We start from the raw sequence: 25,745 nt of genomic DNA, 5'->3' as shown, positions 1-25,745 counted from the left end.
CCATGACTGCAGAAGCAAACGTGCCTGTAACCAACAACCCCGGCCGCGTCCTTGTGACGGGAGGTGCCTCCGGACTGGGGGCCGCCGTCGTCGACGCTGTCCTGAAGGCGGGCGGCACCCCGGTAGTGCTGGACCGCGACATCAGCAACGTGTCCGCCGTCAAGGCTTTCGAAGTGGACGTCGCGGACCGCCTGGCGGTGGAGGCGGCCGTGCGGGAGGCCGCCGAATCGCTGGGCGGACTGGACGCCGTAGTCACGGCAGCCGGCATCGACCGCTGCGGCAAGCTCGCCGACGTCGAAGCCCCGGAGTGGGAAAAGGTCATCGGCGTGAACCTCATGGGCACCGTTTCGGTGGTGCGCGCTGCCCTGCCGTACCTTAAGTCCTCCCACGGCCGGGTGGTGACTGTCGCGTCCACCTTGGGCAAGCGGGCTGTTGCCGACGCGACGGCCTACTGCGCCTCAAAGTTCGGGGTGGTGGGCTTCAGCCACGCGCTCGCAGCTGAAACCGGCGGCGAAATCGGCGTGACCACCATGATTCCCGGCGGCATGAAGACGCGGTTCTTCGACGACCGCACGGAGCAGTACAAGCCGCAGGACGATTCGCGGCTCAACGATCCCGCCAACACCGCGCAGGCCATCCTGTTCGCGCTGAACCAGCCCACCGGCTGCGAGGTCCGCGAAATGCTGATCTGCCACGAGGAAGAGGGCTCCTGGCCCTAAAGGCGCAACCGACCACCAGCCGCAACGACGGGAGGAACACCATGCCCACCACTGCCATCGAAACAACCACAGAGACCGGTGCAGCCGGCCACTCCGGGATCACCATCCGCAACCCGCGCTCCGGCGAGGTCCTCTGGACTGTGCCGGAGGCGGAACCGGATGCCGTGGCCCGCGCCGTGGAGGTGGCCCGGAGCGCTTCGGCCGAATGGGCCCGCACTGCTCCGGCAGAGCGGGGCGCCGCACTCCGAAGCGCCGCACGGGCACTGGATGCTGCCGCCCGGGAACTGGCAGAACTCAATGCCGGCGAAACGGGGCGGCCGGTGGACGAGTCGCTGGCCGGGATAGCCGCCGGAGTTTCAACCCTTGAACAGTACGCCGAGCTCGGTCCCGTGCACCGCGGCCTCAGCCTGCGGGGAAATGCGCTGGCAGCGGATTACACGGTGGCAGAGCCGCGGGGAGTGGCGGCGCTGCTGACGCCGTGGAACGATCCCGTTGCGGTGGCGTGCGGACTGATCGGTGCCGCGCTGGTCACAGGCAACACGGTGGTCCACAAGCCCAGCGAGCGCTGCCCGCGTCTCGGGGAGTCCCTGGGTGAGGTCCTCGCCCCGGCGTTCCCGCCCGGTGTTTTCCAGACGATCTCCGGTGGAGCGGGCGTCGGCGCGCTCCTTGCCCAGTGCGAAGTGGATGTGATCGCCCATGTAGGGTCCAGTGCCGCGGGTGCGCGCATTGCCCGGGCGGGGGCCTTGACCGGAGCGCATGTCATCCGGGAAAACGGCGGCAACGATCCCCTGCTGGTGGACCGCGACGTGGATCCCGTCTGGGCTGCCGGGCAGGCCGCGATTGGTGCTTTCAGCAACAGCGGCCAGATCTGCGTGGCAGTTGAGCGCATCTATGTCCACGAGGCCATTGCACAGGAGTTTTGCTCCGCGCTGGAAGCGGAAGCGGCGCTCAGAAACAGTAACGGCACAGTGGCCCCGCTGGTGGACGAACGGATGCGGGAAGCAGTCCACGCCCACGTGACAGATGCCCTCCAGCAGGGCGCGCACGCCGTGGAGGGTGGCGCCCTCCCCGAGGGGCCGGGCGCTTTCTACCCTGCAACGGTGCTCACCGGCTGCACGGACCGGATGGAGGTCATGACGGAGGAGACCTTCGGGCCGGTTGCCCCGGTCCAGGTGGTGGAGTCGTTCGACGACGGGCTGCGGCTGGCGTGCAGCGGCAAGTATGGACTGGCTGCCACGGTCCTGTCCGGCAACCTTGCCCACATCCAGCGGGCAGTGGCCGCACTCCCCGTGGGCACCGTAAAGATCAACGAGGTATTCGGCGGTGCCCCCGGCGGCGCAGCCCAGCCCCGGGGTGAAAGCGGCGCCGGCTTCGGCTACGGCCCGGAGCTGCTGGATGAGTTCAGCCGGGTCAAAGTGGTGCACATCGCGGCTCCGCCGGCTGCGGCCCTGCCGGAGGACCAGTCATGAACACCTCTCCCGAAGGGGTGGACCTTTCACAACAGCGGGCGCTCTCGGAATGGCTGCCAGGGCGGCTGGCCGCCGAACAACCAGCCATCCTGGTGCTTGGTGACGTGATGCTGGACGGCTGGTGGAGCGGCAGCATCGAGCGGCTCTGCCGTGAAGCCCCCGCACCGGTGGTGGACGTGCAGGTCCGCGAGTCCGTACCGGGTGGTGCGGCCAACACGGCCATGAATCTTGCCGCCCTCGGGGCCCGGGTCTCCGTGGCGGGAATCATTGGAACCGACGACGCCGGCGCGGACCTCCGCAGCCAGCTGGTGGCGGCGGGGATCGACGTCACGTACCTGCTGGACCACCCGGACATGGTGACCACCACCAAGATCCGGATCAGCAGCGGCGGGCAGGTGATGCTCCGCATCGACGACTCCGCCAAGTCCGTTCCCGCCGACGCACTGGCTGAACTGGCCGCCTCGGTGCGGGCCGCCGTCGAGCACCAGGACGCGGTGATGGTCTGTGACTACGGCACGGGCGTACTGGCCGAGCCCGTCCGCCGCGGCCTCATGGAAGCGCTGCCCGGCAGGGACGGCAAGGAGCCAGAGGCGGGCCCGCTGCTGGTGGTTGACTCCCATGACCCCCGCCCGTGGGCGCCGCTCCGCCCCGACCTGGTAACCCCTAACGCGCAGGAAACGGCGCGGATGCTGGACTTCCGGCTGGGGGACGGACAGGACCGGGCGGCCGAGGTGGGCAAGCACGCCGATGCACTGTTGGAGGCAACGGGTGCCAGGGCCGTGGTGGTTACCCTTGACCGTGATGGAACCGTCCTGCTGAGGCCCGACGGCGTGACGCACCGGACCTGGGCGCGCCCGGCAGCTGAAAAACAGGCGTCCGGGGCGGGCGACACTTTTGTGGCCGCCCTGACCCTTGCCCGGTCGGCGGGCCTGCCCCTGACGGCAAGCCTGGACCTGGCACAGTCCGCAGCGGACGTCGTCGTGCACCAGCCGGGCACGTCGGTCTGCAGCACCGCACAGCTCAGCCGCTACCTGAAAGCGTTCGCGGACACAGCCCTGGGCGCGGACGAGCTCGAACGGCAACTGGAACTGCACCGGGCGCAGGGCCAGCGCATCGTCCTGACCAACGGCTGCTTCGACGTCCTGCACAGCGGCCACACGCGCTACCTCAACCAGGCGAAACAACTGGGCGACGTCCTGGTGGTGGCGCTGAACAGCGACGAATCTGTACGGCGGCTCAAAGGCGCCGGCCGGCCCATCAACGGGGTGGCGGACCGTGCGGCCGTGGTGGCAGCACTGAGCTGCGTGGACTACGTCACGGTTTTCGACACCCCCACCGCGGCCCCGCTGATCCGGCAGCTCCGCCCCGAGGTGTATGCCAAGGGCGGGGACTACACCCCGGAGATGCTGGCGGAGACACCGGCCGTGGAAGAATACGGCGGCCGGGTGGCCATCCTGGACTATGTGGCCGAACGGTCCACCACGGCAGTGGTCAAACGGATCCGCGACGGAGAAGGGGCCGTGCAGACCAACTAGGGTTGGGTAGTTGAACGTGGTTGGACTGACTGGAGCGGGGCAGGGGTAATGGCGAAACGCGGTAAGCCGGGGGGCCGCGGAAGCCGGCCTGCGGCAGGTGTGGTGGAGGTGCCCAGGGGAACCCGGCCAAGCGGTCCCATGGAGGGTGTGTACTACATCGACACTGGGGACTGCGAGCTGGTCGCTGATCAGGACAACTCCACCGGCTGGCTCCTGAAGATCAACGGCGTCATGAGCTCCCACATCGACCTCGCAGACCCGCTGTTCCTGGACTTCGAGTACATGCGGTGGATGGCCGCCCTGATTGAGTCGTGCTGGCCGCCGTCAGGTTCCTCCGCGGCCGGGCTGAAGCTTCGCGGCCTCCACTTAGGCGGCGGTGCCTGCTCCATGGCCCGGTACTTCCACGCCGTTTACCCCGACGCCCGGCAGGTGGTGGTCGAGCTGGACGGCAAGCTGGCCCACTATGTGCGCGGCTGGTTCGACCTGCCCAAGGCGCCCCTGCTGAGGCTCCGGGTGGGGGAGGCCCGTGAGGTGACCGAGACGTTGACGCCGGACACCCGTGACTTCATCATTCGCGACGTGTTCGCAGGCGCCCTTACGCCGCGTCCGCTCACCACCGCTGAGTTCAACCAGCACGTCAAGCAGGTTCTCGCCCCCGGCGGGGTGTACGTCGTCAACTCGGGGGACGCGCCGGACCTGAAGAACGCCCGCGAGGACGCCGCCACCCTTGCAGCCTCGTTCAAGCACACCGTAATCATCGCGGATCCCGCCATGCTCAAGGGCCGCCGCTACGGAAACATGGTGATGGCCGGCAGCGACACCCCCTTTGGCGACGACCCCAAACTGCACCGCCGGCTCCTGGGCGGTGCAGTCCCCGCGCACCTGTGGGATGACGCGCAGGTCCGGGCCTTCGCCGCCGGATCCCCGGTCCGGCACGATCCGGCCGCAGCGGTCACGTAGCCCTCAGGCCCAGCAGCTTGTCCCGGTGCCCGGCCATCTGTTCCCGCAGCGCCTGCACCACCGCCGCAACCGCAGGCCGCCGCAGCGAGTCCGGCCGGAGCACCATCCAGTACGGCAGCAGTTCGGCGATCTCCGAGGGGAGCAGGCGGACCAGGTCCGAGTGGAGGTCCCCCATGAAGCAGGGCAGGAAACCGATCCCGGCCCCGGCGCGGGTTGCCTCCACGTGGACAAAAACGTTGGTGGAGGTGAGGCCGTCGCGCATGGCAGGCACCAGCCGGCGCGGCGCGTCCAGGTCATCCACCTGCAGCATCGAATCCACGAAATACACCAGGGGGTGCTCCTGGAGTTCGGCCACGGTGGCGGGGGTTCCGTGCTCCTCGAGGTACGCGCGGGAGGCGTACATGCCCAGCTTGTAGTCGCCCAGCCGTACGGCTTCGGCGCGGTGGACCTGGGGTTCGCCCACCACCACTTCGATGTCCAGGCCCGACCGCTGCTGCAGCGCACGCCGGGTCATGGTCACCACCTCCACGCTCAACCCGGGGTGGTCACGCCGCAGCCGCGCCACCGCGGGTGCCGCGATGTAGGCGCTGAAGCCGTCCGTTGCCGTCATGCGTACGACGCCGGTAATCGGGTCGGGTGCCTGGCCCGCGGCCCCCAGCGTGCCCACCAGTGCTTCCACCTGCTCGGCGGCCTGCACTGCCCGCGCTCCGAGGTCTGTCAGCTCCCAGCCCCCCGTGGCTCTGGCCAGCACGCGCCCGCCGAGCACTTTTTCCAGTGCGGCGATCCGGCGTGAAACGGTGGTGTGGTTCAGGCCCAAGGCTTGTGCCGCCGTCGTAAATTTGGCCGAGCGGGACACCGCGAGCAGTACCAGCAAGTCATCCGGGTTGACGTTCATATCTGCAATTCTGCACACAGTGGGTGCTGGATTGGTCATTGAAGGTGCATGTCTGTGCAGTAATACTCAGTGAAGCCATTAGTGCTGGAGATCACAGCACGTGTCATCGTGGACACTAAGGAGAAACCCCATGAGCGTTGAGCAACGCCCGGCGGATAACGCTGCCGGACCTGCATCCAAAGGATCCGGACTGAAGAAAATCGTGGCCGCCTCAATGGTGGGCACGGTAGTGGAGTGGTACGAATTCTTCCTTTATGCCACTGCCGCAACCCTGGTATTTGGAAAGTACTTCTTCCCCGCCACCGGAAACGAACTGGACGGCATCATCCAGGCGTTCCTCACGTACGCCGTCGGCTTCGTGGCCCGTCCGCTCGGCGGCATCGTCTTCGGCCAGATCGGCGACAAGCTGGGCCGCAAGCCCACGCTGCAGCTGACCATCGTGATCGTGGGCGTGGCAACCTTCCTGATGGGCTGCCTCCCAGGCTTCGCCGAAATCGGCTACCTGGCGCCGGCCCTGCTGGTGGCACTGCGCTTCATCCAGGGCTTCGCGCTCGGCGGCGAATGGGGCGGAGCGGTGCTGCTGGTGGCCGAGCACAGCCCCAACAAATCACGCGGCTTCTGGTCCAGCTGGCCCCAGGCCGCCGTGCCGGTGGGCAACCTGCTGGCCACGCTGGTGCTGTTCATCATGTCCTCCGTGCTCAGCAGCGAGGCATTCCTGGGGTGGGGCTGGCGCGTTGCGTTCTGGCTCTCCGCGGTGATCGTCTTCGTCGGCTACTACATCCGCACCCACGTCACCGAAGCCCCCATCTTCCTTGAGGCCAAGGCCCTGGTGGAGAAGGAACAGGCCGTCAGCTACGGCGTCTTCGAGGTAGTCCGCAAGTACCCGAAGGGCATCCTCCAGGCGATGGGCCTGCGGTTCGCGGAAAACATCATGTACTACCTGGTGGTCAGCTTCGCGATTGTCTACCTCAAGAGCGTGCACAAGTACGACACCTCATCCCTGCTGCTGGCCCTCCTGATCGCCCACGTCATCCACTTCCTGGTCATCCCGCAGGTGGGGCGCCTGGTGGACTCGCTGGGACGAAAGCCGGTGTACCTGTTCGGCGCCATCGCCGGGGCGTCCTGGCCGTTCTTCGCCTTCCCGATGTTCGACACCCGCAATGCCGTGGTCATTGTCGCCGCCGTCACCATCGGACTCTGCCTGCACGCGTTTATGTATGCCGGCCAGCCTGCCATCATGGCTGAACTTTTCCCCACCCGCATGCGCTACTCCGGCGTCTCACTCGGTTCGCAGGTGACCTCCATCTTTGCCGGTTCACTGGCTCCACTGCTGGCCACCCAGTGGCTGAAGGACACCGGCTCGTGGGTTCCCACGGCCATCTACCTGGTGATCGCCTGCGCCATCACCTCGGCAGCGGTGCTCAGCCTGAAGGAAACCAAGGGGATTGCGCTCGAGGAAGTGGACAAGGCCGACGCCGCCCGCGAAGGCCTTCTGCCAGCCAACACCCGCTGAGCTGCCTGAGCAGCCGGACAGCCTGATGGAACAGCCCAAGGGGATTGCCATGGAAAACACATTGAACGGCCGCAAGGCATTGGTCACCGGCGGCGCCAGCGGCATCGGGGCGGCCTGTGTCAGGGAACTGGCCGCGCGGGGAGCGAAAGTGGTGGTGGCAGACGTCGACTCCGCAGGAGCCGCAGCGCTCGCCGATGAGGTGGGCGGCACCTCCTGGGCAGTGGATCTGCTGGACGTGGACTCGCTCGCAACCCTGAGCCTGGACTGCGACATCCTGGTAAACAACGCCGGGATCCAGCGCATCAGCCCCATCGAGGAGTTCGATCCCGCGGAGTTCCGCCGGATCATCGCCCTCATGCTGGAAGCGCCGTTCCTGCTGATCCGGGCCGCCCTTCCGCACATGTACAGCAATGGTTTCGGCCGCATCATCAACCTGTCCTCCGTGCATGGGATCCGGGCGTCGCCGTTCAAGAGCGCGTATGTTTCCGCGAAGCACGGGCTGGAAGGGCTGAGCAAGGTCACGGCGCTCGAAGGCGGCGACCACGGCGTGACGTCCAACTGCATCAATCCCGGCTATGTGCGCACACCCCTCGTGGAGAAGCAGCTCGCGGACCAGGCCCAGGTGCACGGGATTCCCGAATCCGAGGTGCTGGCGAAAGTGATGCTCACGGAGGCGGCAATCAAGCGGCTGGTGGAGCCCGAGGAGGTTGCCTCCCTGGCCGCCTGGCTGGCCTCGGACCACGCCGGCATGGTGACCGGTGCCAGCTACACGATGGATGGCGGCTGGTCGGCCCGCTAGCCGCCCTGCCTGACACGCCAAAAGCTGGACTGGCCGCCTTGCGGCTAGTCCAGCTTTTTGAGCTGCCGGTGGTCATAGAAGAACACGCCGTGGACGGTGTCAACCCCCACCGATGTCCCTTGACGGAAGACCACTACTCCCTCGCGCCGGCCCTTGAAGGGATCGTCCGCCACGACGGCGTCACCGACTTTGTAGGGGGACCGCGGTGAAGGCAACTTCAGCAGACGGTTCCAGGCCTGGACCGTGATCCTGGTCAGGCTGACAGGCTGGCCCATGCTGGACGGGTCCCGCGAAACGGTTCTGGCCATGCGTACCAACTCCTCGGAAGCGGCACAGGCCGCTCGCTCGCGGTGCGGGTTAACCGGAATGTTCCCAGCAGAGGGCGGCCCTCCCACTCCGGTTGGCACCTTACGCCCAAGCTATGCGCTATTCACATCAGTCACATCAGTAACATGTACTCATTTTCCCGGGAGCCGATACTTGCTTGTGAAAGCGGGCGTTAACCCTTGCCGTTGATGATGTCATCCGCGTTGTCGTAGGCCCATGCAACCAGCGGAACCAGCAAAGCGCTCAGTTCGTAGCCACGGGCGGTCAGGCTGTAATCCACCCGGGGCGGAATCACCGGCTGCGCATCGCGGCGGACCAGGCCGTCGCGCTCCAGGGTCTTGAGGGTCTGCGCCAGCATTTTCTCGCTGATGCCCTCAGCCCGACGCCTTAAATCGCTCCAGCGCTGCTCACCTTCCGAGAGTGCGAGAAGGATGAGCACTCCCCATTTGCTGGTGACGTGGTCCAGCACCGTACGGCTGGGGCACCCGGCCGGGAAGACGCCGTCTGCAAACGTAGCGGGAAGGGCTGTGGCCGGGGCGGCCGGCGAGGCACTAACTTCCATGTAAGTACCTTACCTCAAAGTGCGTACTCTCTTTTGGGAAGTAATCCGAAAAGGGCGTGGTTGTGCTTCTTGACAGACACCACCACCAAAGGACCTTTCATGAGCATCGTCATCACCGGAGCAACCGGCCAGCTGGGCCGGCACGTCGTCAAAGCCCTGCTGGAGCGCAACGTTCCCGCGGAGGACATTGTGGCCACGGGCCGTTCCCTCGAAAAGCTCGACGACTTCGCAGGGCGGGGAGTAAGGGTTACGGCCATGGACTACGCAGACGCCGCTTCGGTGTCAGCAGCCCTCAAGGGTGCCACGAAGGTACTCCTCATCTCCGGCAACGAGATTGGCCAGCGGGTGGAGCATCACCGCACCGTCATCGAGGCGGCAAAAGCTGAGGGAGTTGAACTTCTCGCCTACACCAGCATCGCCAACGCAGACACCACGGGGATGAAGCTGGCGGCCGAACACCAGGTCACGGAAGCGATCCTGCGGGACTCCGGCGTTCCTTTCGTCCTCCTGCGCAACGGCTGGTACCTGGAGAACTACACGGACCAGCTCCCCGGAACCCTGGCGCAGGGTGCCCTGGCCGGGAGCGCCGGTGACGGACGGGTCAGTGGTGCCTCCCGCCTCGATTATGCCCACGCCGCTGCCGCCGTGCTTGTGGCTGATGGCCAGGCAGGAAAGATCTACGAGCTGGGCGGTGATGACGCCTTCAGCATGGCGGACCTCGCAGCCGAAATCAGCGCGGCCACCGGCAAGGCTATCTCCTACAGTGACTTGCCGGCCGGGGATTATGCCGGCCTGCTGGCCGGGGCCGGAGTCCCGGAGGGATTCGCGGAAATTCTGGCGGACTCGGATCTGGGCATCGCCCGCGGTGACCTCCTGGTGAGCAGCGGGGATCTGCGCAGGCTGATCGGTCGCCCCGCCACCTCTCTGGCTGACGCCGTGCGGGCGGCCGCTGGTGCATAGCCAGGTTTGATCCTGAGGCTGTGCTTGCCCTGACCCGCGCCAGCGACTGCTGCGGGTCGGGGCGAGGCTTTTCGTGTTCCGGCGCCCCTTGACTCGGTGTCGGCTTTTCTTTACGTTGAGTTGCCCGCTGTCAGCGCGGCAACGACACGCGGCCTGAGCTGCCGGAGGACGTGATCCGGTACCGCAGCCCAAAGAGGAGATCGGGCATGAAAGCAATCGTGCAGGACATCTATGGGACGGCTGATGTGCTCGGGCTGCGGGAGGTTCCCCGGCCCGTACCAGGCGAGCGGGAGGTGCTCGTAAGGGTGCGGGCCGCCGGCGTGGACCAGGGTGTGTGGCATCTGATGACCGGGCTGCCGTACCTGATCCGGCTGTTCGGTTTCGGCCTGATGAAGCCCAAGGTGCCCGTGCGTGGGCGGGAGGTGGCCGGCGTCGTGGAGGCGGTGGGAGCTGGTGTCACCCGATTCGATGTTGGAGACGGGGTGTTCGGTACCTCGGAGGGGTCCTTCGCGGAATACGTCTGCGCCAAGGAGGACAGGCTGGCCCGGAAACCCCGGAACCTCACGTACGAGGAAGCGGCAGTCGCCCCCATTTCCGGTGTGACAGCCCTGCAGGCTGTCAGGGATGCCGGAGAAGTCACTGTGGGTCAAAAAGTGCTGGTTATTGGAGCGGCAGGGGGAGTGGGGTCCTTTGCGGTTCAGATAGCCAAGGCTTTTGGCGCCGCTGTGACCGGAGTCTGCAGTACCGGCACAGTGGACCTGGTCCGTGAGCTCGGTGCTGATGCGGTCGTTGATTACACCAGGGAGCTCTTTCCCGCGGGCGGCACGTTGTACGACGTTATTGTGGACACCGCCGGCAACCGGCCCCTGTCCCTGCTGCGGCGCGTCCTGGCGCCAAGGGGCACGCTGGTGATTGTTGGCGGTGAAAGCGGTGGAAAGTTGACCGGCGGTTTCGAGCGGTCACTTGGCGCCTCTCTGGTTTCACTTTTCTCCCGCCAGAAATTAAAAGGCCTTGTGTCGAAGGAAACGCACCTTGACCTGGAGGCCCTGACATCCTTGATTGAAGCCGGCAGCGTGAAGCCGGTCGTGGACAGGATTTATCCCCTTGCGGAAGCACCGGCGGCCGTCAGGGACCTGCGCGAAGGGCGGAACCGCGGCAAGGTGGCCATAACAGTCTGATCCGGACCGTATGCCCACCGCCCGGAGCCCCTGCGAGGGGCCGTTCCCCCGAGGAATCATGTCAAGATGCCCGCCTCGGTTGTTTCGTGGAATCATTTGATTTTGCCCGGATGACGGGCCGTGTTTTGGGCCCTTGTTTCGCGGTGGTCAGGGTCAGGAGTTCTGCGGAGAGGGCCTGGATCTGGCGTTGGATGGCTGCGGGGTTCAGGGGCCGGTTTTCGCGTTTCAGGCGCGCTTTGGTGGCCTTGCTGACGGTGCCAGTGTCGGCCAGGACGCGTTGATACGGGGTGGCAGGTGGATCGTACTTCTTGCTGACCTTGGCCCCAGTCCGGACTTTCGCGATGAGTTTTTGCTGTGGTGCGAAGTGGTTGGTCAGCAGCCCTTGCAGCGCCCAGATCCGGTTCAGCAGTTCCAGCTCGCCGGGTGTGTCGTATCGGTGGTAACCGACGGTCTGGCGGACGATGTGCCAGTTCTTCTGCTCCACGTGGGCGCCGTCGTTCTTGTTCCCGGCCCGGGACCGGGTAAACGTGATTTTCTCCTGTTCGCACCAGCGGAAAAGCTCCCAATTGATGAACTCCGAGCCGTTGTCCGAGTCGATGCCCAGGACCGGAAACGGGAACGAAGCGGTGGCGTCTTTGATGGCGGCGAACACCCATTTCTGGGCCTTGTTTTTTACCGAGCGGGTTTCCGTCCAGCCGGTCGCGATGTCGGTGATATCAAGGGTGAAACAAAATTCCCCGTGGTTGTTGCCGCCCTCGTGCCCGACCAGGTCGATCTCGACGAAACCAGGCACCGCGTCGTTCCACTCAGCCCAGGTCCGCATCGGAATCGAGTCCTTCAGCAGCGTTCCGGGCTTGGTAAGGGACCGGCCGCGGGGCTCGAGTTTCGCCCGGTCAGCCTTGAGCCGGCGGTCAATAGTCGCCGGCGCGATTTTCAACAGCTGCACGGCCGTGCCGGCATCAATCCTGAGCTCTTTGCACCGCCGCAGGCGCGGCACCAGGTCCGGCAGCGCTGCCGCGAGGAGCCGCCCGCAGGGCGTTCCCTGCACCGCCCAGCAGAACCGCAGCGCCTCGATCACCGGCTCCCCATACAGCGGCGGTCGCGGAGACCGCGACCGCACGGGCTTCAGGGCCAACGCCGTCCGCAGTGCCTTGCGGGCGCGGTCACGGTGCCATCCCGTCGTCGCGCACAGCTCATCCAGAATCTGCTTCTTCACCGCCCGCTCCGACCGGGCATACCGGATGGCGATGACCTTCGTGACAGCCCTGCGTTCACTCATCGAAAGCTCCATGGCTCACAGTGCCGACGCGGCAGACACCACCCCGGCGGACACGCCGTTACGCGGGCATTCTCAAATGATTCTTCGAATACCGCTACGCGGGCATCTTTGATGAGTCAACGCGGTTCCTTGTAGTGTCCCGGTCATGCTCCTACATTGAGAAGATGGTGGCCACACATGTGACAGAGGACTTTGGGCAGTTGGTAGACCTCATCGCCAGTACGGAGGACATCAAATCCGTACTGGACGGGCTGGCTGCCTTTGCGGCGGCGGCAATGACCAACACGGCAGGCGTGCCTGTTTCCTGTGCGGTGACACTACGACGGCGGAAACATACCGCCACCATCGGCGGCAGCAGTGACAGGGCAGTCATGCTGGACAAAATCGAACAAGCCCTGGGCGACGGACCCTGCATTCATGCCCTGGAAAGCGGTATTCCCGTCCTCCTCGGTGATGTTTCGTCCGATCCGCGGTGGCCTGAATACCGTACGGTCCTGTCCGCTGCCGGTATCAGCAGCGCGCTGGGTGTCCCGATGGCGCTGGGAGAGGACTCGGGAGCGGTCCTGGATTACTTTGCCCCTGTTGCCGGACGCTTCACTGACCGCGCGGTTTCGGATGCGGTGATGTTCGCCGAAACGGCCGGCAAGGCCCTTCGGTTGTCCATCAGGATCGCAACGTCAGATCAGCGCGCCAGGGACCTCAAAGCGGCGATGGACACCAGGACCGTGATTGACCTGGCGTGCGGAATGATCATGGCCGAGAACCGCTGCAGCAAAGACGAAGCTTTCACCTTGCTACGGCACGCTTCGAGCAACCGGAATGAAAAACTTCATGTCGTGGCCGAGTCATTGGTGGAGCGTTTTGCCGGGCCCCAAAAAGTCACGGCCCACTTCGACGAGTGATCCTCCAGCCTTCCCGCAGGCTGCTCCGCGCCGTGCCCGGTGCGTGCCTTGCCTCTTGTCTGCTATACCAGACACTGTCAAGGCCTTATCGGCCGGGGAAGGGCCTGGCGGGCGGCAAGGTTGAAGTACGGGATACCGGACAACGGGATGCCACCGCAGCAAACACTAGGAGCAAACGGTGCCAGAAGAGACGGCAGTGAGGCCGCAGGCCGGCAGCCTGCCGAAAGGGGCACCAAAGGTGGCTTCCAAAGTGCCCGCGGCCGAGAACACCCTGCGCATCCTCAAGCTGCTGGCCTCGAGACGGGGGCCGATGGCGGCGTCCCAGATTGCATCTTCCCTCGGCCTGCCCCGGTCCAGCGTGTACCACCTCCTGGGGGTGATGGAGGCAAACGGATTTGTGCTCCACCTGCACGAGGAGCAGCGGTATGGCCTTGGCATCAGCGCCTTCGAGCTTAGTTCCGCGTACTCCCGGCAGGAGCCGCTGTCCCGGCTGGGCCGGCCACTGCTGGCTTCCCTCGTGGACGCCCTTGGCGAAAGTGCACACCTGGCGGTGCTGCACGGCCGGGATGTGCTCTACATCGTGGAGGAGCGGGCCAAAAACCGCCCATCCCTGGTCACCGACGTCGGAGTCCGGCTCCCCAGCCACCTCACCGCCAGCGGCCGCGCGATCCTCGCCGCTCTGCCGAAATCCCAGGTGCGGGCCCTGTACCCGAACGCGGCTGCGTTTTCCGCCCGGCACGAGGTGGAAGGCGCCATCATGAAGTATTCGGCGCTGTCCTCCCACCTGGACCAGGTAAGGCAGCGCGGCTACGCCACCGAACACGGCGAGGTTACACCCGGCTTTGGCTCCATCGCCGCCGCTGTGACGGATCACCTGGGATGGCCGACGGCGGCAGTCGCCGTGACCTTCCTTGAAGACAAACTGCCGGCGGAGCAATGGCCGGCACTCGCGTCGCGCGTCCAGAAAGTGGCCGACGAACTCTCGGTCCGGCTCCACGGCCGCCCCGCCAGGTAGTCCGGACCCGGGTCCCGGAAGGCCGTCTGCAATCCCGGACACGGCCCACCCTAAGTCCCTGTAATGCCCCCCTCTAAGAGGCTTTAGTAGATACAGAACGTCCCGCAATACTCACAAGAAGGAGCCACCATGGCACCCGCCGATTTCACTACCGGTGCCCGCCCGGTCAAAGCAGCCCGGGGCACCGCGCTTACCGCGAAGTCCTGGCAGACGGAAGCCCCGCTGCGGATGCTGATGAACAACCTGGATCCCGAGGTGGCCGAGCGCCCGGATGACCTGGTGGTCTATGGCGGCACCGGCCGCGCGGTCCGGTCCTGGGCCGCGTTTGATGCGATCGCCCGCACCCTGGAGACCCTGGAGAAGGACGAGACCTTGCTGGTCCAGTCGGGCAAGCCGGTGGGTGTGTTCCGCACCAATGAGTGGGCGCCCCGGGTCCTGCTGGCGAACTCCAACCTGGTGGGTGATTGGGCCACCTGGCCCGAGTTCCGCCGGCTCGAGGCCGAGGGCCTGATGATGTACGGCCAGATGACCGCCGGTTCCTGGATCTACATCGGCACCCAGGGCATCCTGCAGGGCACGTTCGAGACGTTCGCCGCGATCGCCCGCAAACTCACCGGCGATGAGAACGGCACCCTCGCCGGCACCCTGACCCTTACCGGAGGGTGCGGCGGGATGGGCGGCGCCCAGCCGCTGGCCGTGACCCTGAACGAGGGCGCGTGCCTGATTGTCGACGTCGACGAGACCCGCCTGCGCCGCCGCGCCGGCAAGCGCTACCTCGATGAGGTGGAAACAGATCTCGACGCCGCCATCGCCAAGGTCCTGGCGGCCAAGGAAGAACGCCGCGGCTGGTCCGTCGGGTATGTGGGCAACGCCGCCGAAGTGTTCCCGGAAATCCTGCGCCGCCACAACGCAGGGCAACTCACGGTGGACATCGTCACCGACCAGACGTCCGCGCACGATCCGCTGTCCTACCTGCCCGAAGGCATTGCGGTGGAGGACTGGCATGCCGAGGCCGCCGCGGACCCGGAAGGGTTCACCAAAAAGGCCCAGGCGTCCATGGCACGCCAAGTCCAAGCGATGGTCGAGTTCCAGGACGCCGGCGCCGAGGTCTTCGACTACGGCAACTCCATCCGCGATGAGGCCCGCAAGGGCGGCTACACCCGCGCCTTTGAGTTCCCCGGCTTCGTCCCGGCCTACATCCGCCCGCTGTTCTGCGAGGGCCTGGGCCCGTTCCGCTGGGTCGCGCTCTCCGGTGACCCCGAGGACATCCGCGTCACCGACGAGGCGATCAAGGAACTCTTCCCCGAAAACAAGCACCTGCACCGCTGGATCAACGCCGCCCAGGAACGGGTCGAGTTCGAAGGCCTGCCCGCCCGGATCTGCTGGCTCGGCTACGGCGACCGCGCCAAAGCCGGGCTCCTGTTCAACCAGCTCGTCAGGGACGGCAAGGTCAAGGCCCCCATCGTGATCGGCCGCGACCACCTGGACTCCGGCTCCGTCGCCTCCCCCTACCGGGAAACCGAGGCCATGGCCGACGGCTCCGACGCCATCGCTGACTGGCCCCTGCTCAACGCCCTGCTCAACACCGCCTCCGGCGCCACCTGGGTCTCCCTGCACCACGGCGGCGGTGTCGGCATCGGCCGGTCCATCCACGCCGGCCAGGTCTCCGTCGCCGACGGCACCGACCTCGCCGCCCAAAAACTCGAACGCCTCCTCACCAACGACCCCGGAATGGGCGTCATCCGCCACGCCGACGCCGGCTACCACCACGCCCTCGACACCGCCAAAGAACGCGGCGTCCGCATCCCCATGCTCCCCACGGACCCCTAACCAATTCACCTTGGAGGTTCTTTTTGGAAACTGTCAGTCAGATGTTGCACTCACTCGCCCAGGTGGGGCAGGACCCCCTCCGCGGAGGCTACTCGCGGCCGGTCTACTCAACTGCCGAACTTGACTTGAGGAGCTGGTTCTGCGAGCAGGCCCAGCGGCGGGGACTGGATGTTGAAACAGACCGCAACGGCATCATCTGGGCCTGGTGGGGGCCTCAGCAGGATGGAGCCCTGGTGACTGGCAGCCATCTGGACTCCGTGCCCGGAGGAGGAGCGTATGACGGGCCGCTCGGGGTAGCCTCCGCCCTTGCTGCCGTCGATCTCCTCGAGGCCCGCGGTATTAAGCCCGCCCGGTCATTGGCCATCACGGTGTTCCCGGAGGAAGAGGGATCGAGGTTCGGTGTAGCCTGCCTGGGGTCACGGCTCCTCACCGGGGCCATCGACGCGGACAGGGCGCTTCGCCTAACGGACAGTGACGGGGACACCTTTGCAGACATTGCGCGCTCCAACGGCCTTGACCCCCGTCATGTCGGCCCGGATCCGGAGGCACTGGCAAGGATCGGCGACTTTGTGGAGCTGCACGTGGAACAGGGTATTGGCCTGGGGGTCGATGGCCCGGGAATCGCGGTGGGCAGTTCAATCCTCGGGCACGGCCGCTGGAAACTGAGCGTCCACGGCCAAGGAAATCACGCCGGCACCACACTCATGGCGGACCGGGCGGATCCCATGGTCGCCGCCGCCCAGATCGTCATGGCCGTCCGCAACGCCGCTGCACGCCAGCCGGATGCACGGGCCACCGTTGGCCGCATCATCCCGGTGCCCGGCGGTACAAACGTCATCGCCTCCCGCGTGGACATGTGGCTGGACGCCCGCCATCCCAACGACGCGGTCACTGCACACCTGGTGGAAGACATCCACGGCCGGGCGCAGCGGGCAGCAGCCGAAGAAGGATGCACGGTCAAACTTACAGAGGAGTCATACAGCAACACCGTGCACTTCGATGCCTCGCTGACCGGGCGCCTCCAGGCGGTGCTGCCGGACGCACCCACGCTGGCTACCGGCGCCGGCCATGACGCCGGGGTGCTGGCCGGGTTCGTACCATCTGCCATGCTTTTCGTGCGCAACCCCAGCGGGATTTCCCACTCTCCTGAGGAACATGTCACCGACCAGGACGCCGACGCCGGCGCTACCGCCCTTGCCGACGTTCTGGCAGCCCTGCTGTGAAGGTTTATTGGTGCGAGGCCGCACTCGTTAACCACACAAACAAACCGCTGCTTGCCGAAGGCGTGGAGATTCGAACCAGGGACGGCAGGATCACGGAAATCACCGTAGGCGTGGAGGCAACGCCCGACGCACAGGTGCTGCAAGGCGTGGTCTTTCCGGCAGCCGCCAACGCGCATTCACACGCTTTCCACCGAATCCTCCGCGGACGCACCCATCATGACCGCGGAGACTTCTGGCTGTGGCGGGAGCACATGTACCGGAGCGCCTCGGAGCTGACACCCGACACGTACGAGCAGCTGGCAACAGCTGTCTTCGCAGAAATGGTAGTTGCCGGGTTCAGCAGCGTGGCCGAGTTCCACTACGTCCACCACCAGCCCGGAGGGGTCCCCTATCCAGAACGGCACGCCATGGAGCTGGCCCTTGCCCGGGCGGCCCAAGCGGCGGGAATCAGGCTGACCCTCCTTGACACTCTCTACCTCGCCGGAGGGATCGGCCTGCCTCTCGCACCGGATCAGGCACGCTTTGGCGACCCCGACGTCCATACCTGGCTCGACAGGCTGGACTCCCTTCGGCAGGAAATTACCAAGACCTTCCCCAGCAACATGGTTAACGTCGGCGCAGCACTGCACTCCGTCCGCGGGGTGCCTGGAGCGGACCTCACCGTCGTGGCCCGGAAGCTGCCACAGGACATACCGCTGCACATTCATTTGAGTGAACAACCGGCCGAGAACGCGGCCTGCCTTGACGCTTACGGATTGACTCCAACAGGGCTCCTGGCGCAGCACGGACTCCTCACCCACCGCCTCTCGGCAGTCCACTGCACTCACCTCACGGAGGAGGACATCTCGGCACTGGGGAACGCAGCCGCCACGATAGTTATGTGCCCTACGACAGAAGCCGACCTGGCAGACGGCATCGGTCCTGCCCGTGCCTTGGCCGACGCCGGTGCCAGCATCGCTCTCGGAACAGACCAGCACGCAGTCATAGACCCGTGGCTGGAAATGCGCGCACTCGAATACGGCGAGCGCCTTCACTCCGGAGATCGGGGAAGGTTCTCCCCCTATGACCTGTTGTTCGCAGCAACAGAAGGAGCCGCCGGCTCAATGGCTACGCCCCTCGCACCTGCGTCCATTCAGGTCGGCGCTGTCTGCGACATCGTTGCCGTCGCTTCAGCCTCGGTCCGTACCGCAGGATCGGCACCCGACCAGCTGCCCATGACTGCAACAGCGGCCGACGTCTCTGCTGTCGTGATTGATGGAGAGTTAGTTGTAGAAGGCGGTCTTCATCTTCGTCTCGGCTCGCCCGCAAAACTCCTGACAGCGGCAATTAACAATTTCTCCACGTCGTAGCCCTCGCCGGAAATTTAGAGCGGGTAGACACTTTCTTGCCGGCCCGCCAGACTGAGGGGCCCTAGTACTGGTTCGAGGTCGAACATGAAGGCTGTGGTTGTTGGTGCCGGTATCGCGGGCCTGGTTGCGGCCCGCCAGCTCGGACTGGCCGGCTGGGACGTCGAGCTCCTCGAAAAATCGGCCGGTCCGCGCCCCGATGGGTACATGATGGACTTTTTCGGCCCGGGCTTCGACGCAGCGGAACGAATCGGCCTCCTCCCGCGCCTCGCGGAAGTGGCCTACCAAGTGGACGCCCTTGAGTATGTCGACCTTACAGGACGCCCCACTGCCCGCCTTGATTACCGGCAATTTGCCCGGCTTGCCGGTGGAAAGGTCCTGAGTCTGCTGCGCCCCGACATGGAGCGCGCCGCCCTCGCTGCCCTCGATGATGTAGTCTCCGGACGGGTGCGCGTTCGCTACGATACGCCGGTATCCCAGGTCCGGGCCGATGGCGACGGCGTGAGGGTCGCCGTCCACGGGTCCCCGCAGGAGTGGTTCGCCGCGGACGTCCTCATCGGCGCTGATGGTATTCATTCAACAATCCGCTCACAGGTGTTCGGTGGCAATCAGGATTACCTGCGTCCTCTGGGCATGCGTGCTGCTGCATATATCGTGACCGAACCACGCCTGCATGCCCGTTTTCGGAACCGGTTTGTCCTCACCGACAGCATCGACCGGATAGCCGGGTTCTACAGCCTCCGCGGGGATAAAGTGGCCGCGTTCATGGTCTACAGGGATACCCAAGGCACCAAAGGGCATCCGGGGGCCGAGAATGCCCGACAGCGGCTACGTCGGGAGTTCGCCGGGCTCGGTGACGAGATGGACCGTCTCCTGGAGCTGTGCCCCGAGGACCCCTATGACGATGTCGTAGGGCAGACCGTCATGCCGTGCTGGCAAAATGACCGGATCGTTCTCCTCGGAGACGCCTGCGGGGCAGTATCGCTCCTTGCCGGCCAGGGCGGTTCGCTCGCCATCGCCGGTGCCGCTCTCTTGGGCGACCTTCTGGGTCCCCTCGCCTCCCCTGCGGAAATCAGCTCAGCGCTCACCGCATTCGAGCGACGTTGGAGACCCGTGGTGGAAGTGGCCCAAGCGGCCGGGCGGCGCACGGCATCATCCTTCCTGCCCTCAAACCCAGCCCAGCTGCTCCTGCGCAGGTGGATCATCAGGGCAAGCAACCTTCCGGGAATTGACCGGATAGTCTCCCGCCGGATCGTGGGCAGGACCGCAAAGTAGCCCGGCAACGTCACAGAGGGAGGATCCCTAGGATTCTCAATTTCCCGTGGATAGTCTGGGACAGGACGCCACCCTACACGAGGGTCAGTGAGAATGTGATCGAAGCAGCTGCTGCGGTAATCGACCGGAACAATGTCACCCTTTCCGGCCGGGATGATGGGCCCGTGATGGTGTTTGCCCACGGTTTTGGCTGCGATCAGGCTATGTGGCGGAAGATGCTGCCCTATTTCGTTGATGATTACCGGCTGGTCCTTTTTGATCATGTTGGTGCAGGACACTCCGACATAAGCGCCTATGACTGGGAGAAATACGGGTCCCTGAACGGGTACGCGTCGGACCTGCTGGAGATTTGTGCCGCCCTTGAACTTGAGGACGTCATACTGGTGGGCCACAGTGTCAGCACGATGATCGCCGTGATTGCCGCGGTGCAGGATCCCAGCCGTTTCTCCCAGCTTGTCCTGCTTGCTCCTTCGCCCCGTCATACTGATGACCCGTACGACGGCTACGTGGGCGGGTTTTCGCGGGAAGACATCGAGGGCATGCTGGCATCTCTGGACAGCAACTATTTCGCCTGGGCCGCGGCCTTGGCGCCCGTGGTTATGGGCAACCCGCAGGAGCCGGAATTGGCGGAGGACCTGCGGGTGAGCTTCTGCCGGACAGATCCGTCCATCGCACGGCACTTCGCCGAGGTAACTTTCTTCTCCGACACCCGCCCGGAACTGAAAAAGTTGCGCACCAGTTGCCTAATTCTGCAGTGCTCCAACGATCGGCTTGCCCCGCCGGAAGTGGGCGCCTACCTACACGAGAATCTGCAGCACAGCACCCTGGTGCAGCTTCAGGCCACCGGGCACTGTCCCCACCTCAGCGCTCCGGAAGAAACGGCCCGGGCGGTCCTGCACTACCTCGACACTCGCTCGTGACAGGCGACTGACTTACAGGACTGCGGTTCAGCCGAGCTTGGTTACCTCGTAAGTGTGGCCGGCCGCGCGGAGTCGCTGCACGAGCACGTTTCCGAGTGCAGTGGCCGGTGTCAGCGACCCTTGCGCGGCCGGCAGCCGGTCACCGTCGAGGGCGAGAGCTAGTGCGGTCTCGCCTGCCATCACGGCGGTGGCGGCATAGCCGGGATCACCGGGGCCGGCAGCAATTGCCTGGTAACGGTGCCCGTCCTCGGTACAGGCGGTTACCTGGGAGTGGAACCAGCCCGCGCGCTGGGTTTTGGTGCTCGGGCCCGTACCCGGTGGCGGAAGACAGCGGTCGAACACCCGCCGGGTGGGCGCGAACGTTATCGCGGCCGTGAATGCCCTGAGCCCGAGTGCCACAGCCCTGGCGATGACGGCTCCTGCCGGTCCGCGGGCCACCCCCATCACCTCGCCGTACTGAAGGGAGCGGCCGTAGGCCCAGCCCTGCAATGCGTTGCTGCGGCGCACTATCCGGGTGTTGAACGGGGCCATGATGAAAGGCACGGTCCAGGTGCCGTCATCGGAATGGCGCACAGGACCGGCGTCAGGAGGCTGTTGTATCGTCGGCTCCTTTGTGCGGTCGGGGCTCAGCGCGTAGGGGTCCGCGGCCAATGACCTCAGGGCGGTGCTTGATCGCATCGCGTCGAGCTGCCCGCGCATCGATTCGAGCGTGCCTCCGCTGATGCCGGCCTTGGCCGTAGCAACGAGTTGGACCTCGACCAAACCGCCAGCATCATCGGCTTCTGCCGCCTGATGAAGCAGCAGTACGGCGAGGTCGGACGGCACGGAGTCGTAGCCGCAGGAGTGCACCACCCGGGCCCCATTCGCCCTGGCCAGAGCGTCGAAGCGATCAATCGCCTCCCGGACGAAGGACACCTCACCGGCGAGGTCGGCGTAGTGGGTACCGGCCCGTGCGCAGGCGCCGACGACAGGTAGTCCGTGTTTCGCGTAGGGACCGACGGTTGTGAAGAGCACGCGGGTGCCCGCGGCCAGGGCGGCGATTGAGTCCGCGTCCTCCGAGCCGGCTTCGATGAGGGCCCATCCGTGCGCCGTGGCCGGCAACTGCGACCTAACCGCCTCGAGCCTGGACCTCGACCGGCCCGCGAGTCCAACCCGCAAACCGACCGGTGCATGTTCCGCGAGGTAGCCGGCGATCAGTCTGCCAACGAAACCCGTCGCTCCATAGAGAACGATGTCATGTTCCCGAGATGAAGTGTCCATAACTGCAGCCTTTCACAGCGGCAACTCCAAGGGACAGAACCTATCTCCCGTTCAACCTCTTGACGGGTGCAAAACGTTTTGCATATAGTGATGCAAGCAACATACAAAACGTTTTGCAAAGGAAAGTCAATGGCGACCAAGGTCAACATCCGCGACGTGGCAAAAGCCGCTGGCGTCTCAGTGACAACCGTGTCCCATGCCCTCAGCGAAGCGCACAGCTCGCGCGTCAATGCCCGGACGGTCGAGCACATCAAAGCGGTGGCCGGAGACCTCGGCTACGCTCCCAACCGCATGGCAAGCGGACTGCGTAACCAACGTTCGCAGATCCTCGGCCTGGTCAGCGACGAAATCACCACAACCCCGTTTGCCGGGGCAATGATCCAGGGTGCGCAGGACGCAGCCTCTGAGCACGGGCACCTGCTGATGGTGGTCAACTCCGGCCTCGACAACGAACTTGAACGGCAGGAAATCCGCGCACTGCAACAGCACCAGGTGGACGGCATCATTTACGCCCGTATGTTCAACCAGCAGGTATCCGTCCCCGGGGAACTTTCGGGCCGGCCCACCATCCTGCTGGATGCGACCTCGGAGGATCCCGCACTGTCGTCAGTGGTACCGGACGAGTTCGCCGCAGGAGAGTCCGCCGCCGATCTACTGGTCGCCGCAGGCCACCGCACAATCGCCATGATCAACAACGAGGATGATATTCCCGCCGCCCACGGGCGGCTGGCCGGGTTCCGCGCAGGCCTGGACCGGCAGGGCATCACCCTGGCCGCAGACCGCCTGGTTGCCGGACATCCAAGCACCGCGGGCGGCCGGGAAGCCGCACTGCACCTGCTGGCCGGGGACTCCCGTCCCACCGCGCTGTTCTGCTTCAACGACCAGATGGCCATGGGAGCCTACCAGGCAGCCGGCCACCTTCGCCTCACGGTTCCGGCGGACGTTTCGATCGTCGGCGTCGACAACCTCGAGCTCATAGCGGACGGCCTGTGGCCGGGCCTGTCCACGATGGCGCTTCCACACTATGAGATGGGCCGCTGGGCTGTCCTGAAACTCCTCGATGAGCTCGACAACCCCGGTGCGCAGCGCGTGCAGGAAAAAATCGCATGCCCCCTCGTGGAGCGCAGTTCTGTCGCTCCACCCAAGGGCTAACAACTCCTGTTTTCGAAAAACGGGAACGCAGCCGTTGCAGCGGCCGCGTTCCCTGCAGGACCAACCAATCCCTCCACCCTGTGTAAAGCAGAAAGACTGACTCATGAACCAGAAGCTCACCAAGGTCCCGGCGACCAGCATAACCGCCCCCGCCCTCACCGCCTGGGGCAAGGGCAGAGCCTCCTCATACAGCGCCAGCCAGGTCAACACGTAACACGTGCCAGAAGGAGCCGACAATGACGTCTGATAAGACACCAGGGCAACAAGCCCCTTCGCATTCGCTGCGGTCCAGCAGCGGACTGTCACAACTCACCCGCCGCTCCATGCTGGGACTTACGGGACTCGCTGTGGCGGGAGCTACCGTGGGAGCCTGGCCAAGACTGACAGGGACTGACATCCCGGGCCGGGGCAGCAAGGCCTTGAACATCGCAATCCTGGGCACGGCAGCGGATGCCGCAGCCCGCCAGGGCCTGATTCAGGCCTTTACTGCCGCGCACCCTGACATCCCCGTGCAGGTCCAGGCTATTCAGGGCGCGGACTGGAAGGATTTCTTTTCCAAAATTCTCACCATGGTGGCCGCGGGAACGCCCCCTGACGTCGTCTATGTCGCCACCGAGGGCGCCCAACTGTTCGCCGACAAGCTCGCCGAGCCCCTGGATGATTTCGTCCGCCGGGACGCCGCCGACATGAGCGACTACTTTGATGACGTTCATCCAAGCCTGCTGGAAGCCTTCATGTACCAGGGAAGCCTTTACCAGCTTCCGTTGGACTGGAACGCGGCGAACATGTACTTGAATACCACCACCTTCGCCCAAGCCGGCCTTGACCGCCCCAAGGACGATTGGACGCAGGACGACTTCAGCGCCACCCTCCGCGCCCTGCGCAAAGCCCGCCCGACCGATTTCACCCCGTACTACTGGACCAACCGGCTTTTCGGCGGAGTAGTGCCGTGGCTGTATGCCAACGACACCAGCTTCCTGACTGAGAGCAAGGCAGCCGGCGGGGACTGGCTCTGGGACCGTTTTTACCCGAACGATCCTGCGCGGGCGACCCGCGGAGGCGGCTATCAGTGGCTGGCTCCCAACGCCGAAGACGGGCGCGTTATCGAGACCTTCGATTACCTGCGCGAACTCGTTGCCGAAGGACTGGGCGTGCGGCCCGAATCCGGCGGCGGCAACGCCCTGGTTGGCCTGTTCGGCAACAACCGCATCGGCACTACGCCGGCAGGCGGTTACTGGGCGCAGGGCCTGCACGATGCCGGAATGACCGCTGATCAATTTGATGTGCAGTTCTTCCCCCGCTGGCGGACGCAACGCCATCAGTTCGGTGCTGCCGGCTACGCGATCATGCGCACGGCGAAAGACAAGGACGCAGCCTGGGAATGGGTTAAGTTCTGCTCCAGCCGCGAAGCGATGCAGTTGGCCATGCCCAAGCCCAACACCACACCCACCCGCCGTTCCATGGTCAACGAGTCCTTTTACGCGGCCACCGGGCCCAGGCATTGGAAAGTCTTCTACGACACCCTCGACAGGTTCCCCACCTCCGGCCCGATCCCCGCGCCGCCACAGCAGGCCGCCGTCGAAACTGCCCTGATGAAGAACGTTTCCACCGCTGTCAGCGGCAGCTCCGCTGACGTGCGGGCCGCGATGGGCACCCTGCAGCGCGATCTCGAACTGGCCCTGAGGAGGAACCCATGACCACTACTTCAACCGTCCCACGCCAAAGCGTCAAGCCACCGGCCGCGCGGAGATCGTTCGTCGAGCGGTGGCTGGCGATGTTCTTCCTTGCCCCCACACTGCTGGGGATGGCCCTGTTCACTTTCCTGCCGATCATCGGCTCGCTGGTCCTGGCCTTCTTCCGCTGGGACATCATTTCAGCACCGCAGTTCGTCGGCTTCGCCAACTTCGCCTCACTGGCACAGGACCCCACCGTCCGCGTGTCCTTCCTGAACACCATTGTGTTCGTCATCGTCGCCGTCGTCCTTCAACTCGGCATCGCCCTCAGCCTGGCGTCCATGCTCCAGGCCAGGATGCCGTCCTGGCTCAGGGTATTCCTGCGTTCCACCTTCTTCTTCCCCCTGGTCCTGTCCGCCGCGTCAGTGTCCATCTTCATGCGGTACATGTTCAACGAACAGTTCGGCGTCGTGAACTGGCTCCTGTCCCTGGTCGGCATTCCTGCTGTGCCTTGGCTGACCAGTCCCGCAGCGTCCGCCGCCGTCGTTGTCCTGGTCTACGTCTGGCAAAATTTCGGATTCTCCTTCCTGCTCTTCCTCGGTGCGCTGACCAACATCCCGAAGGAACTGCACGAGGCCGCGAACCTGGACGGGGCCACGGGGTGGAAACAGTTCAGCAACGTCACTCTGCCGCTGATCAGCCCCACAGTGCTCGTCGCCTCTGTCATGGCCATCATCAGTGCCCTGCAGGTCTTCGACCAGCCCTACGTCCTGACCAACGGCGGTCCCGGGGATTCCACCCGCACGGCCGTCATGGTGATCTTTGAATCCGCCTTCCAGCAACTGGAGTTCGGCGAAGCCTCGGCCATAGGCCTGGTACTCACCGTGCTGATCCTTGCCGTCACCGCCCTGCAATTCCGCCTTAGCCGCCGCTTCGTCTTCTACCAGTGAGGT

At 65.2% G+C, this 25,745-nt stretch carries 23 protein-coding genes; 18 read left to right on the top strand and 5 right to left on the bottom strand.

What is annotated here, in order from left to right; all coding sequences use genetic code 11:
- The first annotated feature begins 2 nt into the window (after positions 1-2).
- The 4 genes from CXX84_RS08970 to CXX84_RS08955 are packed head-to-tail and all read left to right on the top strand — an operon-like array spanning position 3 to position 4,683.
- On the top strand, positions 3-719 hold the full coding sequence (locus CXX84_RS08970; RefSeq protein WP_102976369.1) for an SDR family oxidoreductase: 717 nt from the start codon (positions 3-5) through the stop codon (positions 717-719).
- 41 nt (positions 720-760) lie between these two features.
- Positions 761-2,188, top strand: coding sequence for an aldehyde dehydrogenase family protein (locus CXX84_RS08965; protein ID WP_102976368.1), 1,428 nt, complete (start codon positions 761-763; stop codon positions 2,186-2,188).
- Positions 2,185-3,723, top strand: coding sequence for a D-glycero-beta-D-manno-heptose 1-phosphate adenylyltransferase (rfaE2, locus tag CXX84_RS08960; RefSeq protein ID WP_102976367.1), 1,539 nt, complete (start codon positions 2,185-2,187; stop codon positions 3,721-3,723). Before CXX84_RS08965 ends, rfaE2 begins: the two co-directional genes overlap by 4 nt.
- 48 nt (positions 3,724-3,771) lie before the next feature.
- Positions 3,772-4,683, top strand: coding sequence for a spermidine synthase (locus tag CXX84_RS08955; protein WP_102976366.1), 912 nt, complete (start codon positions 3,772-3,774; stop codon positions 4,681-4,683).
- Here the strand turns inward: CXX84_RS08955 and CXX84_RS08950 are convergent.
- On the bottom strand, positions 4,676-5,578 hold the full coding sequence (locus tag CXX84_RS08950; RefSeq protein ID WP_102976365.1) for a LysR family transcriptional regulator: 903 nt from the start codon (positions 5,576-5,578) through the stop codon (positions 4,676-4,678). The two genes, CXX84_RS08955 and CXX84_RS08950, sit on opposite strands and share 8 nt — an antisense overlap.
- A gap of 130 nt (positions 5,579-5,708) precedes the next feature.
- Between CXX84_RS08950 and CXX84_RS08945 the strand changes: the two genes are divergently transcribed.
- The gene (locus tag CXX84_RS08945; protein WP_102976364.1) at positions 5,709-7,091 is read left to right on the top strand and encodes an MFS transporter; all 1,383 of its coding nucleotides are present in this window, start codon (positions 5,709-5,711) and stop codon (positions 7,089-7,091) included.
- A 49-nt stretch (positions 7,092-7,140) separates the two neighbouring features.
- Positions 7,141-7,890 (top strand): 3-hydroxybutyrate dehydrogenase, encoded by a 750-nt coding sequence (locus CXX84_RS08940; protein ID WP_102976608.1) that lies wholly within the window; start codon positions 7,141-7,143, stop codon positions 7,888-7,890.
- Positions 7,891-7,934: 44 nt separating this feature from the next.
- Here the strand turns inward: CXX84_RS08940 and CXX84_RS08935 are convergent, their stop codons facing one another.
- A complete protein-coding gene (locus CXX84_RS08935) occupies positions 7,935-8,198 on the bottom strand; it encodes a hypothetical protein (protein WP_102976363.1) in 264 nt (87 codons plus the stop codon).
- A 191-nt stretch (positions 8,199-8,389) separates the two neighbouring features.
- Entirely contained in the window at positions 8,390-8,779 is a 390-nt protein-coding gene (locus CXX84_RS08930; RefSeq protein ID WP_102976362.1) for a winged helix-turn-helix transcriptional regulator, read from the bottom strand.
- 99 nt (positions 8,780-8,878) lie between these two features.
- Here CXX84_RS08930 and CXX84_RS08925 point away from each other — a divergent pair, with 99 nt between their 5' ends.
- Positions 8,879-9,739 carry an SDR family oxidoreductase gene (locus CXX84_RS08925; protein WP_102976361.1) on the top strand — a complete coding sequence of 287 codons (861 nt, stop codon included), beginning with the start codon at positions 8,879-8,881 and terminating at the stop codon, positions 9,737-9,739.
- A gap of 206 nt (positions 9,740-9,945) precedes the next feature.
- Positions 9,946-10,917, top strand: coding sequence for an NAD(P)-dependent alcohol dehydrogenase (locus tag CXX84_RS08920; protein WP_102976360.1), 972 nt, complete (start codon positions 9,946-9,948; stop codon positions 10,915-10,917).
- A gap of 61 nt (positions 10,918-10,978) precedes the next feature.
- On the opposite strand, the gene CXX84_RS08915 is transcribed toward CXX84_RS08920, so the two are convergent.
- Positions 10,979-12,196, bottom strand: coding sequence for an integrase catalytic domain-containing protein (locus tag CXX84_RS08915; RefSeq protein WP_223253041.1), 1,218 nt, complete (start codon positions 12,194-12,196; stop codon positions 10,979-10,981).
- 164 nt (positions 12,197-12,360) lie between these two features.
- Here CXX84_RS08915 and CXX84_RS08910 point away from each other — a divergent pair, with 164 nt between their 5' ends.
- The 7 genes from CXX84_RS08910 (at position 12,361) to CXX84_RS08880 (ending at position 20,707) form a co-directional block, all read left to right on the top strand.
- Positions 12,361-13,098: a GAF and ANTAR domain-containing protein gene (locus CXX84_RS08910; protein ID WP_102976358.1), complete on the top strand. Its 738-nt coding sequence runs from the start codon at positions 12,361-12,363 to the stop codon at positions 13,096-13,098.
- A 217-nt stretch (positions 13,099-13,315) separates the two neighbouring features.
- Complete coding sequence (locus CXX84_RS08905) at positions 13,316-14,113, top strand: IclR family transcriptional regulator (protein WP_102976607.1); 798 nt, start codon at positions 13,316-13,318, stop codon at positions 14,111-14,113.
- A gap of 129 nt (positions 14,114-14,242) precedes the next feature.
- On the top strand, positions 14,243-15,943 hold the full coding sequence (hutU, locus tag CXX84_RS08900; RefSeq protein ID WP_102976357.1) for a urocanate hydratase: 1,701 nt from the start codon (positions 14,243-14,245) through the stop codon (positions 15,941-15,943).
- Positions 15,944-15,984: 41 nt separating this feature from the next.
- Positions 15,985-17,166, top strand: a complete 1,182-nt coding sequence (locus CXX84_RS08895; RefSeq protein WP_189337546.1) for an allantoate amidohydrolase — start codon at positions 15,985-15,987, stop codon at positions 17,164-17,166.
- Positions 17,163-18,515 carry a formimidoylglutamate deiminase gene (locus CXX84_RS08890; RefSeq protein ID WP_102976355.1) on the top strand — a complete coding sequence of 451 codons (1,353 nt, stop codon included), beginning with the start codon at positions 17,163-17,165 and terminating at the stop codon, positions 18,513-18,515. The genes CXX84_RS08895 and CXX84_RS08890 overlap by 4 nt, the downstream gene beginning before the upstream one ends.
- A gap of 84 nt (positions 18,516-18,599) precedes the next feature.
- Positions 18,600-19,787 carry an FAD-dependent monooxygenase gene (locus CXX84_RS08885; protein ID WP_102976354.1) on the top strand — a complete coding sequence of 396 codons (1,188 nt, stop codon included), beginning with the start codon at positions 18,600-18,602 and terminating at the stop codon, positions 19,785-19,787.
- A 95-nt stretch (positions 19,788-19,882) separates the two neighbouring features.
- Positions 19,883-20,707: an alpha/beta fold hydrolase gene (locus CXX84_RS08880; protein ID WP_102976353.1), complete on the top strand. Its 825-nt coding sequence runs from the start codon at positions 19,883-19,885 to the stop codon at positions 20,705-20,707.
- Positions 20,708-20,734: 27 nt separating this feature from the next.
- Here CXX84_RS08880 and CXX84_RS08875 read toward each other — a convergent pair whose 3' ends face one another.
- On the bottom strand, positions 20,735-21,967 hold the full coding sequence (locus tag CXX84_RS08875; protein WP_102976352.1) for a saccharopine dehydrogenase family protein: 1,233 nt from the start codon (positions 21,965-21,967) through the stop codon (positions 20,735-20,737).
- A 129-nt stretch (positions 21,968-22,096) separates the two neighbouring features.
- On the opposite strand from CXX84_RS08875, the gene CXX84_RS08870 reads away from it, so the two are divergent.
- From CXX84_RS08870 to CXX84_RS08860, 3 genes are all read left to right on the top strand, one after another.
- On the top strand, positions 22,097-23,119 hold the full coding sequence (locus CXX84_RS08870; RefSeq protein ID WP_102976351.1) for a LacI family DNA-binding transcriptional regulator: 1,023 nt from the start codon (positions 22,097-22,099) through the stop codon (positions 23,117-23,119).
- Positions 23,120-23,355: 236 nt separating this feature from the next.
- The gene (locus tag CXX84_RS08865; protein WP_102976350.1) at positions 23,356-24,816 is read left to right on the top strand and encodes an ABC transporter substrate-binding protein; all 1,461 of its coding nucleotides are present in this window, start codon (positions 23,356-23,358) and stop codon (positions 24,814-24,816) included.
- Entirely contained in the window at positions 24,813-25,742 is a 930-nt protein-coding gene (locus CXX84_RS08860; protein WP_102976349.1) for a carbohydrate ABC transporter permease, read from the top strand. Before CXX84_RS08865 ends, CXX84_RS08860 begins: the two co-directional genes overlap by 4 nt.
- Positions 25,743-25,745: the final 3 nt, after the last annotated feature.

The organism is Arthrobacter sp. AFG7.2 (assembly GCF_002892835.1).
GTDB lineage: Bacteria > Actinomycetota > Actinomycetes > Actinomycetales > Micrococcaceae > Arthrobacter.
The sequence above is the reverse complement of the archived record's forward strand: the minus strand, read 5'-3'. Positions and strand labels throughout refer to the sequence as shown.